The organism is Halodesulfurarchaeum sp. (genome assembly GCF_036626455.1).
Taxonomy (GTDB): Archaea; Halobacteriota; Halobacteria; order Halobacteriales; family Halobacteriaceae; genus Halodesulfurarchaeum.
Map to the genome: position 1 here is coordinate 53,513 of NZ_JAZKRK010000001.1, position 14,013 is coordinate 67,525.

11 protein-coding genes are annotated in these 14,013 nt (G+C 53.0%); 3 read left to right on the plus strand and 8 right to left on the minus strand.

Annotation, left to right across the window (positions count from 1 at the left end; genetic code table 11):
* Positions 1-484: 484 nt before the first annotated feature.
* Positions 485-1,873, minus strand: a complete 1,389-nt coding sequence (locus V5A26_RS00275; protein ID WP_332320017.1) for an NCS2 family permease — start codon at positions 1,871-1,873, stop codon at positions 485-487.
* Positions 1,874-2,020: 147 nt separating this feature from the next.
* The gene (locus tag V5A26_RS00280; RefSeq protein WP_332320018.1) at positions 2,021-2,716 is read right to left on the minus strand and encodes an aspartate/glutamate racemase family protein; all 696 of its coding nucleotides are present in this window, start codon (positions 2,714-2,716) and stop codon (positions 2,021-2,023) included.
* Positions 2,717-2,875: 159 nt separating this feature from the next.
* Between V5A26_RS00280 and V5A26_RS00285 the strand changes: the two genes are divergently transcribed.
* Positions 2,876-3,313: an SAM-dependent methyltransferase gene (locus V5A26_RS00285; RefSeq protein ID WP_332320019.1), complete on the plus strand. Its 438-nt coding sequence runs from the start codon at positions 2,876-2,878 to the stop codon at positions 3,311-3,313.
* 38 nt (positions 3,314-3,351) lie between these two features.
* Here the strand turns inward: V5A26_RS00285 and V5A26_RS00290 are convergent, their stop codons facing one another.
* The 6 genes from V5A26_RS00290 to cofG all read right to left on the minus strand — a co-directional run bounded on the left by V5A26_RS00290 (position 3,352) and on the right by cofG (position 12,127).
* Positions 3,352-5,139, minus strand: a complete 1,788-nt coding sequence (locus tag V5A26_RS00290) for an archaea-specific SMC-related protein (RefSeq protein ID WP_332320020.1) — start codon at positions 5,137-5,139, stop codon at positions 3,352-3,354.
* A gap of 203 nt (positions 5,140-5,342) precedes the next feature.
* On the minus strand, positions 5,343-6,155 hold the full coding sequence (locus V5A26_RS00295) for a hypothetical protein (RefSeq protein WP_332320021.1): 813 nt from the start codon (positions 6,153-6,155) through the stop codon (positions 5,343-5,345).
* A 175-nt stretch (positions 6,156-6,330) separates the two neighbouring features.
* The gene (locus V5A26_RS00300; protein WP_332320022.1) at positions 6,331-7,722 is read right to left on the minus strand and encodes a uracil-xanthine permease family protein; all 1,392 of its coding nucleotides are present in this window, start codon (positions 7,720-7,722) and stop codon (positions 6,331-6,333) included.
* 176 nt (positions 7,723-7,898) lie between these two features.
* Positions 7,899-10,349 (minus strand): xanthine dehydrogenase family protein molybdopterin-binding subunit, encoded by a 2,451-nt coding sequence (locus V5A26_RS00305; RefSeq protein ID WP_332320023.1) that lies wholly within the window; start codon positions 10,347-10,349, stop codon positions 7,899-7,901.
* On the minus strand, positions 10,342-10,863 hold the full coding sequence (locus V5A26_RS00310) for a (2Fe-2S)-binding protein (protein WP_442908714.1): 522 nt from the start codon (positions 10,861-10,863) through the stop codon (positions 10,342-10,344). The genes V5A26_RS00305 and V5A26_RS00310 overlap by 8 nt, the downstream gene beginning before the upstream one ends.
* Before the next feature lie 145 nt (positions 10,864-11,008).
* Positions 11,009-12,127, minus strand: a complete 1,119-nt coding sequence (gene cofG / locus V5A26_RS00315; protein WP_332320024.1) for a 7,8-didemethyl-8-hydroxy-5-deazariboflavin synthase subunit CofG — start codon at positions 12,125-12,127, stop codon at positions 11,009-11,011.
* A gap of 150 nt (positions 12,128-12,277) precedes the next feature.
* On the opposite strand from cofG, the gene V5A26_RS00320 reads away from it, so the two are divergent.
* Together V5A26_RS00320 and V5A26_RS00325 are read left to right on the plus strand one after the other, a co-directional pair.
* Positions 12,278-13,510 carry a YgeY family selenium metabolism-linked hydrolase gene (locus tag V5A26_RS00320; protein WP_332320025.1) on the plus strand — a complete coding sequence of 411 codons (1,233 nt, stop codon included), beginning with the start codon at positions 12,278-12,280 and terminating at the stop codon, positions 13,508-13,510.
* A 153-nt stretch (positions 13,511-13,663) separates the two neighbouring features.
* Positions 13,664-13,987 carry a DsrE family protein gene (locus tag V5A26_RS00325; protein ID WP_332320026.1) on the plus strand — a complete coding sequence of 108 codons (324 nt, stop codon included), beginning with the start codon at positions 13,664-13,666 and terminating at the stop codon, positions 13,985-13,987.
* Positions 13,988-14,013: the final 26 nt, after the last annotated feature.

Below are 14,013 nucleotides of genomic sequence, written 5' to 3' on the forward strand. Positions count from 1 at the left end.
GGAAATAACAGTCCCGAGTCATCGATACCAAAATCCAATCAAGCGAGTTAGGTATTGTTCAAATCTTCGGACGGGGGCGAAGCATTCGCGAGATTCTTCCGACGAATCCAGTACAGACGGGCGCCCATAAGTGAAATAAAAATGCCAGCAGCGACACCCGCCTGCCAGTTTCGAGAGATCAATCCGGAAAAGTTTCCGTAGAAAAATACCACCCCGATCAACAGACCAAAAACCGCGAGACCGATACCCCATGGTTTGGTCGTTACCCGCGAGTCACAGTTCGGACAGCGAGTGTCTTCCACCGATATCTCTGCGCCGCAACTATGACAGTTAATGACAGATTCCGGATTCCCCATACCGTTCTTAATATGGCGGCTTACAAGGATATTTCGACCGTTCCCTTCAAATGAATGTTTCGTGACTAACGATGCATTGTCACTATGTCGTGTGGTAAATAATTAAAACCGAACTCAAACTGCTGTTCTTAGGCCAGGATGCCTGTCTGGACGTAGAAGTACACGACTAGGACAGCAGCCAGAACGTAGACACCTGGATGCACGTCGTCCCACTCACCCAAGGCTACTTTCACGACCGGATACGCGATAATACCTGCACCCAATCCGTTCGAAATTGACGCAGTTAACGGCATTAACGTGATGGTTAATCCCGACGGAATCGCCCACCGAGGATCGCTCCAATCGATGTCAGTGACGCCTTCGAGCATGATGAGCCCAACCACGATGAGCCCGATATACGAAGCGTAAGTCGGAATAGCTGAAATCACTGGTACCGCGACCAATGAGACCAGGAAGAAGAACCCGACTACGAGGGCGGTCATTCCCGTTCGGCCACCCTCTTCGACACCGGTCGAACTTTCGATGTAGGTGGTAACAGTCGAGGTACCGACCATGGCACCGACAGTCGTCCCGACCGCGTCGGCCATAAGCGGCTTATCGATACCGGGGAGGTTGCCCTCCTCGTTAAGGAAGCCACCCAACTGAGCAACTCCGATCAGGGTGCCCGCCGTATCGAAGAAGTCCACGAAGAAGAACGTGAACACGATCACCGCGAACGAAAGTGGTTCGATAGTGGCAAACCCGTCGACAAATGCTCCCACGAGCGGCATGATGTTGTAGAACGGGTCAACCAGCTGGGGTGTCAACGCTCCGCCTTCAGCAAACGGACCAAATATCGTCAACAACCACCCGACCACTGCTGTGGAGGTGATGCCGATGATGATGGACCCCTTGATCTCGCGGGCGTAGAGCATGAGCGTGAACAAAAGCCCGGCAACACCGAGAAGTGAAGCCGGTGATTGTGCAATGGGACCGAGCGTAACGCCAGTTGCTGGATCTGGAATTGCGATTCCGAGTTCGAGGACACCAAGGAAAAGCAAAAACACACCGATACCGGCCCCGACCGAGAATTTAACCGGTTTCGGGAAGAGCCGAATAATATACTTTCGTGCCCCGACTGCCGTCAACAGAATGAAAAGGATCCCTTCGACGAACACTGCTGCGAGTGCAGTCTGCCACGCGATTCCCATTCCGATAACGACCGTGAACGCGAAGAAGGCGTTCAACCCCATCCCTGGAGCAAGGCCGAATGGTAAATTGGCGTAGAACGCCATTACCACGATCCCTGAGAGAGCGGCAATGATCGTGGCGATTGCAATCATTTGATAGACCTGTCCTGGGCCATATCCTTCGATCGTAATGGCCTCACTCAGGATTGCCGGGTTGACGACGATGATGTAGGACATCGTCAGGAACGTCGTCGCGCCTGCAATTATTTCAGTCCGTAAGTCTGTACCTGCTTCTTCAAAACCAAAATAGCGGGCAAACCACGACCCACCACCGGTGCTGCTAGACATGCTACGCCCAATTTTTAACAGAAAGATGCATTAAAGGTACCGGCGATTTTCGCCCACCCTGAGAGGCATCAAGTATGAAGGTGTACAAAAGGCATTAACCACAGCCACTCAGTTGCAGGGAAACTGGAAATGCGTACCGATACTGGTTTAAGATTTGATTGCTGTGTCGAACGCATAGCGGGCGTGTAACGCCGTCGTATTCAACGTCGGCACCGGCAAATCATCATCATCCAAGAGTAACGGTAATTCAGTACAGGCAAGCGCAACAGCGTCAAGATTTTCGTCCCCAGCCATCGTTTCCACTATTTCGATGAGTTCCTGCTTCGTTTCGGTTTTTTGCACTCCGTTCGTCAATTCTGTAAATATCTTCTCGTGCATCCACTTCTTTTCTTCTTCTGTGGGATTAGCAATAGTGAGGTCATAATTTTCGAAGCCGTCTGAATAAAAAGTCCCATTAGTTGTAAACAACGTTCCAAGAACGCCTATACGTTTGTAATTCTGGCTTCTGGCCGCCTCAGCGGTTGCTGTAACGATACTTACGAGAGGAATTGGAGACGTTTCTTCAAGCCGCCGGAAATATTTGTGCGGGGTATTTGATGCGAGTAAAGCGAAATCAGCGCCTGCTCTGTCCAGAGATGTGATTCCCTCCTGTAACAGGTCCATGACACGGTCATCGTTCCCCTTTTCGAGTGGATTGTAGAACTCCTCAAAGTTCAGACTGTAGATGATCGTCCGAGGATATCGTTTTTCCCATCCCTCCTCATGGCTCGCCTGAATGAGTTGACGATAATATTCGACCGTCGATTCGGGAGCCATTCCCCCGAGGATTCCAATCGTTTGCATCCCTTCGAAATTTTTGCTACCATAGTATTAAACCCGACCCAATGCCATTCCCGTTCTCATTGTGTATGAAATACTGTGGAACATCTGTTCTGACCGACTGGTTGGGCGAAACTATTTCGGTGTTGCAAGCCTTTACTATCTACTAACCCGATTATGATTATGCTTGACCCCATTGGAACGGTTGAAACACCGTTCGACACGTTTTCTGATGCTCCATCCCAGGGTTTTCTCGCCGATCATCAGGGAAAGATAACACTCAGATCACCACTGGATCATGCAATAAAGGGGTTGGCTGAAGGAGAACTAATCGATGTCGTCTGGTATGCGGACGGTGCTGACCGGTCACTACTTCGACTTAACAATGGGGAAAAAGGGGTTTTTGCAACACGATCACAGGACCGTCCGAACCCGGTTTCGATAACCCGCTGTGAAATAACGGCCATCGAGAAAAACGAGATATCGATTAAGGGTGTTGATATGATCGACGAGACCCCGATACTCGACATCAAGCCGGCATTCAATGGGCCTCGGCAAGAGCGGTCACAGCAGAGGGAATTGAGCGCTCCAAGCATTCCAAAATCAGCGAATCTAGATTGAGTAGTTTCGTTCGCTAACTTGGGAGTATCATCACTGGATCAGTTTAAACCAGCCATCACGCTATTCGAGACGGTCTTCCACTCTGTCGGATCGATTTGATGCCCCGAGAAATTCGCATGTTCGGGATGGGCTGTAATGAGTAAATATTCGGCCCGATTTTCGAAGTACGTGACTATTTGGTGGAGGTTATCGTCAGAAAGGGCCTCTAACCCGTCGAGTAGGAGAAACGGGACAGTTTCCGAAACATCGAAGGCTTCATATCCAGCGAGTGCAGCCACGAACCCAAGTATTTCGAGTTCGCCTTCACTGAGGGCTTCAAGGTTCGCCTCATGGCCGTTTCGTGCGACGACCAGTTTGAAATTCGAAGTCAACCGTGCCGACTCGAACCCGGTCTCGAAGTCGTTGATAATCTTCTGTATCGTCTCTTGGAACGTCTCTCTCATCTCCGCTTTAATCGATGACTTGCGGTCACGGAGTTCCGTCAATTCCTCGCGGATCTCCTCGCGTTGGTCTTCCAACTGGTCCAGTTGGTATGCACTACGCTGGTGTTGTTCCAGTTCCTCCTCGGCTTCTTCAAGTTCAGTTTGGCGGAACTTGAGTTCGCTTTCAATGTCCGTGATTTCTTCGACGGATTCATCGACGTCGGCGCTAAGGGAGTTGATTCGCGTTTCTAGATCCGCGACAGTAGCGTCGCGGTCAGCAAGCGTTTGTTTCTTATCGGCTAATTCGCGTTCCAAATCCTGAATGTCTTCTTCGAGGACCTGTTTCCGTTTCTGCTGTTGTTGATGCTGTTCATATTCCGTCTCTAACGCGTTCAGTTCTCCCTTTATGTCGTTCAGTTTCGAACGACGGACTTGGAGTTTTTCCTGTAACTGGGTGATGTTCGACTCGACTTCCTGTCGAGTCGTTTCTCCGCCACAGATCCAACACTGGAACGCGTCAGTATCCAGTCCGTGTTCGACATCCGAAATCAGACCGAGGCTGTTCTCTTCTAAAACCAGGTTGTTCGCTGTAAACAGGGATTCGAGTACCTTAATATCGCTCCGGATCTCATCGAGTTCCTCCTTTTTGGCTTCGATGTCCCCGTAGTCTACATCGATATCCTCGACCGAGATGGATTGAAGTTCGGATTCGTACTCTTCGATTTTTCCTTTGTACCGGTCGATCGAACGATTCAATCGGTTAATTTCCGATTGCAGTCTGTTCCGCTTGGATCGGACTTGGCTCAGTTCATCTCGTTTATCAGATACCCCTTCACCCTCCCCGGCCTCGAGTTCTTCGAGACGAGACTTGTGTTCAGCAATTTGCGATTCCAGGGTTACTATCCGTTCTTTGACCTGCGGGATAGCGTTTTTACTGTTCTCGGCTTTCGCGATCTCGGAATCGATCTGATCCCGTTCGCTTTTCAGTTCGCCGATTCTCTCGTCAATATTCTCGAGATCGAGCGGTCGTGTAAGAACGGATTCGAGGTTTTCACCGGTTCGAATGGCTTGTCTGATGGGGTTTAATTCGTCAAGACAGGCGTACAATCGGGCTTTCGCTTGCGCGGATTTCGTTTCAAGGATCGGAGTACCGGTGATGGCCGGTGTCCCATTTGTCTGGGTGATCTCGACATTTGCGTCGAGTCCATCTCCCGAAAGCGTGACTGACCCCGAATCGGAGCCCTCCGTTATCGAGACGGGAATCCCCAGTGCGGATTCGACGGCGTGAATGAAACTGGTCTTACCCTTCCAGTTAGCTCCCCTGACGACGTTCAAACCCGACTCTATTGTCGATTGACCGTTTCTGATCCCGCCAACGTTTGCTATCGATATTTCGACGGTCATCGGGAGTTCATCCCGCATTTCTGAAACCAGTTACCGCTTTGATGTCCAATAATACCGCCCAATTTGGTTTTTTGAAACCCACCCCTCGCAAAACGACTGGGGACTGGATGTCTCATGTATACAGTTCTTACACTATACCCAATCAACGTTTCGCTTGCGCTCGAACCATTGAGATGTTCCGTTTTACACACCCTAAGTCCGTGTTATTCTATCAGTTCCAATTTCCGATTTCGGAGAAGATTACACACCGGCTCGGATTCCAGGAGTTCCGATTCCGTCTGGTCGCCTGAACCCTCGGAATAGCGTTTAACTCGGAAGGCATCAATATTCGTCCCACCTTTTGGAACCCGTTCGAGAATTTCGATAGTTTCCTTATCTGTCGTGTTTTTGTAGGCGTTCCCTGATTCCAAACCGACAACCGGTACATCAGTTGGCCAATCCCACATGAAATCTTTGGCGTATTGGTCGAATTCCCACACCAACCGCTCAACGTGGTCCCGGTCGTTCATGCTTCCAACGTCTGTTGGAGTCTCTTGCAGGCGACGGTCCCAGTAATCGATAACCGCCGTTTTCAGGTCTTTGGCCAATTCATCGCTCACCAGTTTCTGTTCGAGTGGATAGTCAATCTCAATAGCGACCAGGGCATGTTGGTCGAGTCCGTTGAAACACTGCGGACACGATGTCTCGAAGTCGTCGAAAGAACTCGGTTCGGTAAAGGTAAAGTGGGCGACTTCGGAATTGCAATTCGGACACCACAAAAAGCCTACATTGTCCTTGGGGGTTTCCAGTTCCTCAAGAACTTTCATCCCCTGAACCGCATATTCAGTATCGTCCCTCGGAGCTTCGTATTCCTGTTTTGTCCCGTTTAAACTCGTTTCAGCCTGTTCTCGTGCCGCTGCTAGCTCATGGTCCTTTAACAACGTCTTGACGACAGAATCGTGCGAAGAGTGGTTCTGCCTTTCCCGGATTTCATCTAGCCGCGCCTTCGTCCAATCTCGGACGCGAATCGTGGGCATTACATGCAGTACAAGGTCACAGGTAGTAAAAGTAGTGGTGGATGTGGCATACTGAATGCGGCTATAATATCAAAACACGGTCAATTATTCGGTCTCCGTTTCGTCTCAGTTTTCGTGCTCACTTTGGGACTAATCCAACCTGTCACCACAAAACGAGCCGAAAATGAACAATCAGTTAATCGCTAGCTTGGTCGAAATCCATATCCAGACCGGAGGCCGTCTCCTCGTCCAACCCGTCACTCAATTCGGTTCTTCCGGTCCCCACGCCCCCGCCAGGGACGAAGATATTGAGCAGGAGGGCAGCAAACCCACCAACAATCAGGGCCGAACCAAAGAAGTTCTGCCACGTAGCCGGCAAGTTCTGTAAAATATCCGGTCGCATCTGGACCATCAATCCTAACGCAATGGCGATTGAGAGAATCGTGTTGTTCCGGTGGTTGAATTCGACGTTCTGTTTGATGAGTTTGAATCCCGAACCGAAGATCATGGCGAATAAGATGACCGCGCCACCACCCAATACTGGGTCAGGCATCGCGGACACAATGGCCCCGATTTTGGGGATGAAGCCCAGAATAACCAGAATGACTCCCGCAATGCCGGCCACGTAACGGCTTGCCACGCCCGTAAAGTTCACAAGACCGACATTCTGCGAGAAAGACGTGTTCGGCATTGCGTTGAAAATCGCCGCGAAGGCACTCATTACTCCGTCAGCTAAGAGGCCACCGCGAAGTTGTTCCCGAGTTGGGGTGCGGTTTGTCGCAGCCACGATGCCCGAAATGTCACCAATCGTCTCCATACTTGTTATCACATACATGAACGCAATTGTCCCGATCGCGCTTGGATGGAAGCTGATCCCGTACTTTAGTGGAATCGGCACCGTAAACCAACCTGCCTGCGCGATAGTGCTGAAGTCAACCATGCCCATAGGAATCGCAACAATGTACCCGACCACGATACCGATAAAAACAGACGCAATACGCCAGATACCCTCGAAGAACTGATTGAGGAGGATCGTGACCAGGAAAACGAGGCCAGCAAGGCCGAGATTTGCAAACGAAGCGTAGTCAGCTGCACCAACTCCCCCAGCAGCGTAATCCACTCCCGTGGGGATCAATGTCAAACCGATTAGCATCACCACAACGCCCGTCACTAGCGGTGGGAAGTACTTCCTGAACCGCTGGAGTGAAAATCCGGCAATCATTTCGACCGGCGACGCAACGAGAGCGGCACCGAAAATCGCGCTGATGCCGAAGGAATTGCCTATCCCGATCATTGGCCCGAGGAAGGCAAAACTCGTCCCCATCACGATCGGCAATCGAGCCCCCACCGGTCCGATCGGGGATACCTGAACGATCGTCGCGATTCCGGCGACGATCAGTGCCATCTGTACCAGGAACGTCGTTTCGCCTGTCGCCATCCCGATTCCACCCGCGACAATGAGCGGTGGCGCAACGTTCCCCAGGAACATTGCGAAAACGTGTTGGAGGCCCAGCGGTATCGCCTCTCCTAACGGAGGTCTGTCCTCAATGTCGTATTCGATGTCTTCCGGTATAGTGGTTTCTGACATTATTGGTACCGATACTCATTGCTCAGAGGCCTAATTCTAAAAGGTTACGGCCACTCTTGGTTTAGATTGGCAGCACTCGGACACGGCTAATCGATATATAACGGACCGTAAACGTAGACACCACAAGATTCACATCAGGTAGTACATATCCCTGTGAAAGGACCGTTCGAACGTTCCTACTCGTTCAACTTCGCAGCGATCTTTTCCGCAGTGATCGGCAAATCTCTGATTCGAACGTCCACGGCCCGATCGATCGCATTACTCAGTGCTGGTGGGACGGCATTTGTTGGGACTTCGCCGACTGATTTCGCGCCAAATGGGCCAGTCGGTTCGTGGGTTTCGACAAGAATTGATTCCAATGGCGGTTGATCCGCCGTCGTCGGCATTCCATACTCCCGGAAGTCAGTTGTTAGCGGTCGACCCTGTTCGTCGAATTCGAGACCACCACTAACGGCATACTCGTAGCTCATATGCATCGCACCTTCGACCTGACCTTCGGCCAATTTTGGATTGATTGCGGTCCCACAGTCCACGGCAAAGACCAGTTTATTGACGGTGAACTCGCCCGTGCTATCGTCAACGGTCACGTCAGCGAACTGGGCCCCGTATGGTGGCGGAGATTGGTCCGTACTATGGCTGGCCTGTCCCATAATCTGTTCACGGTTCGCTTCACCGTATATCGACTCGTAGCCGACCGCTTCTATTGACACCGAATTGGCGGATTCAGTGTCGACGACTGATCCACCGTCGAGTTCAACCCGGGCCTCAGGTATCTCCAGCATCCGGGCGCCGATCCGTCGGATCGAGTCTGCAGCGTCGGCAGCCGCTTTCTTAACGGCGTGGCCAGTGACATACGTCGTCGAAGACGCGTACGCCCCATAATCGAACGGCGAGATGTCCGTATCAGAAGGCTGCACGACGATATCCGCCGGATCTACTTTGAGCACTTCACTGGCTATCTGGGACATGGCCGTATCCGCTCCCGGGCCAGTGTCGACGGCACCGGTCTGCAGAATAAAGGATCCGTCCTCGTTCATCTTTATGTGTGCAGCCCCGAGTTCGTCGCCGGCAACGCCACTACCCTGGGCCGAGAGAGCCATCCCTACTGCCCGATGCTCGTGTTCCGCATCCGACTGCTTGAGGTCGCCCCAACCGATCGCATCTTTCCCACGGTCGATGCAATCCTCCAAGCCACACGAGCGGATCCGACGGACGTGGCCCTCACCCCCCGAAGTGATTCCCGAGGCCTCGTCCAGGTCACCGTTTTCGACCATGTTTTTCCGTCTGAGCTCGATCGGATCCATGTCGATTGCGTCGGCGACCTCCCCGATATGGCCCTCGACCGCAAAATGTCCCTGGGGTGCGCCATAGCCACGCATTGCCCCCGGAACTGGAAGGTTCGTGTGGACGGCGTCCATCTCGAAGCGCATGTTCGGCGTGTTTGGATACAACGGCAGCGGTTTCGTTCCGGCACACCCGGTAACCGTCAAGCCGTGAGGACCATATGCCCCGCTGTTCGAGAGGGTCTCCATGTCGAGAGCCTTCAACGCACCGTCGTCTGTGACGACACTCTTCATGCTGATCGACATCGGTCGCCGGAAACGCCCGGCAAAGAACTGTTCACGCCGGGTCGTTTGGAGTTTCACAGGCCGCCCGACTGCTTCCGAAAGGGCGACTGCGATGGGTTCAATAAGCAGCGATTGCTTCGCTCCGAACCCCGCCCCGATTCGCGGCTTACTCACCCGGATATCCCGAATCGGAACGTCGAAGAGATGCGCCAGTTGGCGTCGGGTGTGATACGGGACCTGCGTACTGGTAATGACGTGGAGTCGGTCGTCTTCGTCCCGCCGAGAGATGGTCGTATGTGGCTCCGGAACAAGATGGGATTGATAGGGCATTTCCCAGTCTGATTCGACCACTGTCCAATCCTCGCGGGCCTCGGCTTCTTCATAGGCCGCCGAGACGTCGCCGATTTCACCCTCGGCGTGGGCCTCAACGTTCCGTTCGTAATCGTGACCCGGGAGTTTGTTTTCGACCGTTTCCGAATCGTGAACTTGCGGGGCGGCAGTCGACCGAGCAGTTTCCGGGTCCAGAACTGGATCAAGTTGCTCGTATTCGACATCAATTTCCCGCATGGCCTGGATGGCAGTCCGTCCATCAGTTGCGGCGACCGCAGCAATGGGGTCACCCACATACCTGACTTTCTTCCGGAGAACCCGCATGTCATACGGTGATGGCTCCATATAGGATTGTCCGGCAGAGGTGTAGGGCTTTTCAGGTACCGACTCACTCCACGGTGTGAGAACGGTATGGACCCCGTCCATCTGTTCGGCCCTGCTCGTATCGATGTTTGTCACATAGCCATGGGCGATTTCCGACCGGAGCACTTTCCCTTCGAGGAGATTTGGGAAGTTCGACGCGTAATCGCTCGTATATTTCGCATCGCCGGTGACGATTTTTCTGGCGTCGTCCTTTTCGGCCGATTCGGAGATCGCGAATCGGTCGGTGAGTGACTTCCGGTTGTCGGCCGATTCAGGCCAGTGAAACGGGTGCTCTTCGGTCTCGGGTTCCGACTCCGACGATTCGTCCAATTGGGACTCCTGCTCTCCTGATTGTGGTTTACTCATTGCTTATGGGCTCCGTTTCTGTCGTTGGTTCCGGCAGACCGCCATCTGCAACCTCAGCCGGCATTCGAGCCGCTGCATCTTCGACGGCGTCAATGATCTTTTCGTACCCGGTACAACGACAGAGGTTTTCCGAGAGTTCCTCACGGATCTCCTCGCGATCAGGATCCGGATTGGACTCCAACAATCCTTTCGTTCGCATGATCATACCAGGGATACAGAATCCACATTGGAGTGCGGAATTGTCGACGAACGCTTCCTGAACGGGGTGCAGATCAGACTGGGTTCCCAACGCGGATATCGTTTCAACCTCCGAGCCAGCGACCGTCTCCATCGGGCGAAGACAGGCCTTCTCCACTTCACCGTCGATGGACACTGTGCAAAACCCACAAGAACCAGACCGGCAGCCACGTTTTGGTCCAGTGTAACCGTTCCGTCTGAGAACATCCAAAAGTGGTTCCTCGGCCTCCGCCGTGACAGATATTTGCGCTCCGTTAACCTGAAGTGTGAATTCCATGTGAATGATAACCGTGCGTGGGACTATCAGCGATGGACATGCTTAATTCTTTGGTGGAAACTTTACCATCGATATCGATTTGGTATGACATCGGTTCGTGTTCACCTCCTATGTTGACAAACAGGTCCCGAGTGCCCTCATTCCATTAGACTCTGGGTCCTGGTTCTGACGCCAATAGGTTCCGATACCGTCGTCCGATTGGGTTGTCTGCATATATAACGTGGCCAACTGCCTCAGAAATCCAGTCATTGGAAAGACCATTCTCAGGCAAGTACCGTTCGTAAACGGGGAGACGCTCACGAAGTGGAACACCTGCTTTTTCGGCGATCGATTCGATTTCCTCGACGGCCGGCCAGGCGTAATCCGGGTTAACAAAGTCATCAGTCACCGGTGAAACGCCGCCCAAATCGTTGATACCATTGTCCACCAAATTTCGAACCGGCGCCAGATTCGGCGGCACCTGAACTGCGACGTCCTCAGGAAGTGCCTTCCGTGCCATGGCGACAACTCGTTGCATCGTTTCGAGATTCGGTGAACCGCCGTCCCAGCGTTCGTTCGGTGAGACCGGCTGGACGATCACCTCCTGAATATGCCCGTAGCGTTGATGGAGACCCCTGATAGCCAACAGACTTCGAGCCCTGTCGTTCCAGTTTTCCCCGATCCCGAATAAGATGCCAGTCGTGAACGGGATTTGGAGTTCGCCCGCATTTCGGATGGTCGCAAGTCGCTTTGCTGGTCGCTTTCGACGAGATCCAGCGTGGGCATCGACTTCAGCGGTCGTTTCAAGCATGACGCCCATACTCGCCATCACCGGAGCCAGCAGTTCCATTTGGTCCATGGTCTGGTCCCCTGGATTAGCGTGGGGAAGCAATCCCTCATCCAACGCGATTTCGCTTGCCTCTCGAACATACGAGTGAATGGAAGAATGGCCTAACGTCTTGAGTTCCTCATAGAGCGACGTATACCGATCGTCGGGGTCGTCCCCCAACGTAAAGAGAGCCTCCGTACACCCTGCTTCGACTGCATTACTGGCCATTTGTCGAATTTCGTCCGGCCGCATAAGCGACTCCTGACCGGGTGGATCGTAGAAGGTGCAGTAGGTGCAGGTATATCGGCACGCGGTAGTGACTGGAATGAAGACGTTCCGTGCGAAGGTCAACTCCGACTGAATGGTCCCTTCAGTCGGATCGACTTCGACTAATCGGTCGATTTCGGACTCTGGAATCCGGATGTCGACATCGTAGTCGTGTTCGTCCGAAATCACAATGTGGGTTTGCAACCGGTTCCTGTTAACCATTTCCCCCGGGTGGCGAAAATCACCTCCCAGGTGTTGGACCGATGGGCTCCCCGCCCAGAGAACGATGTAAATCCGTCATTCTTAAGCAAAGGGCACGAATCAGATTAAACGAGAGTTATGAGTTTAACAACTGACCAACGAGCGGCCATTGACGAATGGGTTGCTGAACACGAGGATGACCTCGTTTCGTTCCTGCAAGATATCGTTTCGATCCACTCGGCGACGACAATTGGCGAAGATGAGGAGGAAGTAGCAAAGCGCATTCTCGAAGAGATGGAGGATTTAGGGTACGACGAAGCCTTTATCGACGACTTCGGGAACGTTCATGGGATCGTCGAGGGTGAGTCCGATGAAGGGGTTATGTTCAACTCCCACATCGACACAGTCGGTCCAAGCGACCTCGACCAGTGGGACAAGGACCCCTATGCGGCTGAAATCGAGGACGGGTTGATGTATGGCCTCGGTACCTCCGACATGAAATGCGCCATGGCTTCGATGGTGTATGGTGGGGCGGCCGTCGCGAACCTGGACTTCACACCCGAGCATGACATGTGGGTGACGGGCGAACTCATGGAGGAAGTCCGGGAGGGCCACTCGATGAAGTACGTTTTTGAAGAACTGGATGTCGACTACCGGGCCGTGGTCATCGGGGAGGCCTCGGAGATGCGCGTGAAGCGTGGACACCGTGGTCGCTGCGAACTCAAGATCGAACTTGACGGCAAATCAAGCCACGCGAGCGCTCCCGAGCGAGGGATCAATCCATTGTACCACGCGTCGGCCATTTTGGAGCGCATCGAGAAACTCAACGAAGAGACAGAGGAACACGAATTCCTCGGAAAAGGGACCATTGTCGGGACGAACCTGGACGTGCAAACCCCGTCCAACAATGCAGTACCTGCGGCTGCCACGGTTTACGTCGACCGGCGACTGACGATCGGCGAGGATGAGGACACCGTCCATGCTGAACTCCAGGACGCTGTCGATTCGGCCGTCGATATCTACGGCGACGACGTCAGCGCAACGATCGAAACGATCGACTTTGACACCCCGTCCTGGACGGGCTACGAACTCGAATCCAGGAAGTACATGCCGACATGGCTCCTTGAAGAGGACCACTGGCTCGTCGAAGACACCAAGTCAGTTGTCGACGACGTACTCCAGAAAGACACGGAGGTCACAAAGTGGACCTTCTCCACCTCTGGCAACTATACGATGGGTATCGCCGAGGTGCCGACGATTGGATTTGGCCCCTCAAAGGAGGAATGGGCACACATGGCTAACGAGCAGGTGGACGTCGATAATGTGGTCGACGCTGCGAGCGTCTATGCCGGCCTCGGTCTGAAGTTATAACTGGGACCTCGTTTCGATTCGTATTCTTCCGTTCCAGTTCACCTCTTGCGTTGAAAAATTTGGTCTTATGGAAGTCGTCGTTCCCGATATTCCGAAAATGCCGCTCCTGACCGACAGAACTGTTAAGTGACGAGCATCCCCCACCTGAAACTGATGCACCTTGGTCTTATCGTCGAAACGAAAGACGCTGAAAGCGTGTGGAACGGGTTTCGACTCGCTAACAAAGCCCTCGAAAGTGGGCATTCGGTCGATGCGTTCCTCCTCGGGGACGGCGTCGAGGCAACGACCGTCGACACCGACGCCTACAATCCGGCCGGTGTGATTCGAAAATTCGACACCGAAGGTGGGGAGCTGTATGCGTGTGGTACCTGTCTCGATTCTCGCGGACTAGAAGTCAACGAGTTGCGACCCCATTCGACGATGGGAGACCTGCTTGAAATCGTCGAGACGACGGACCGGACCGTCACAATCGGCTAACAGGCAACTATATTTTCGAAGTGCTG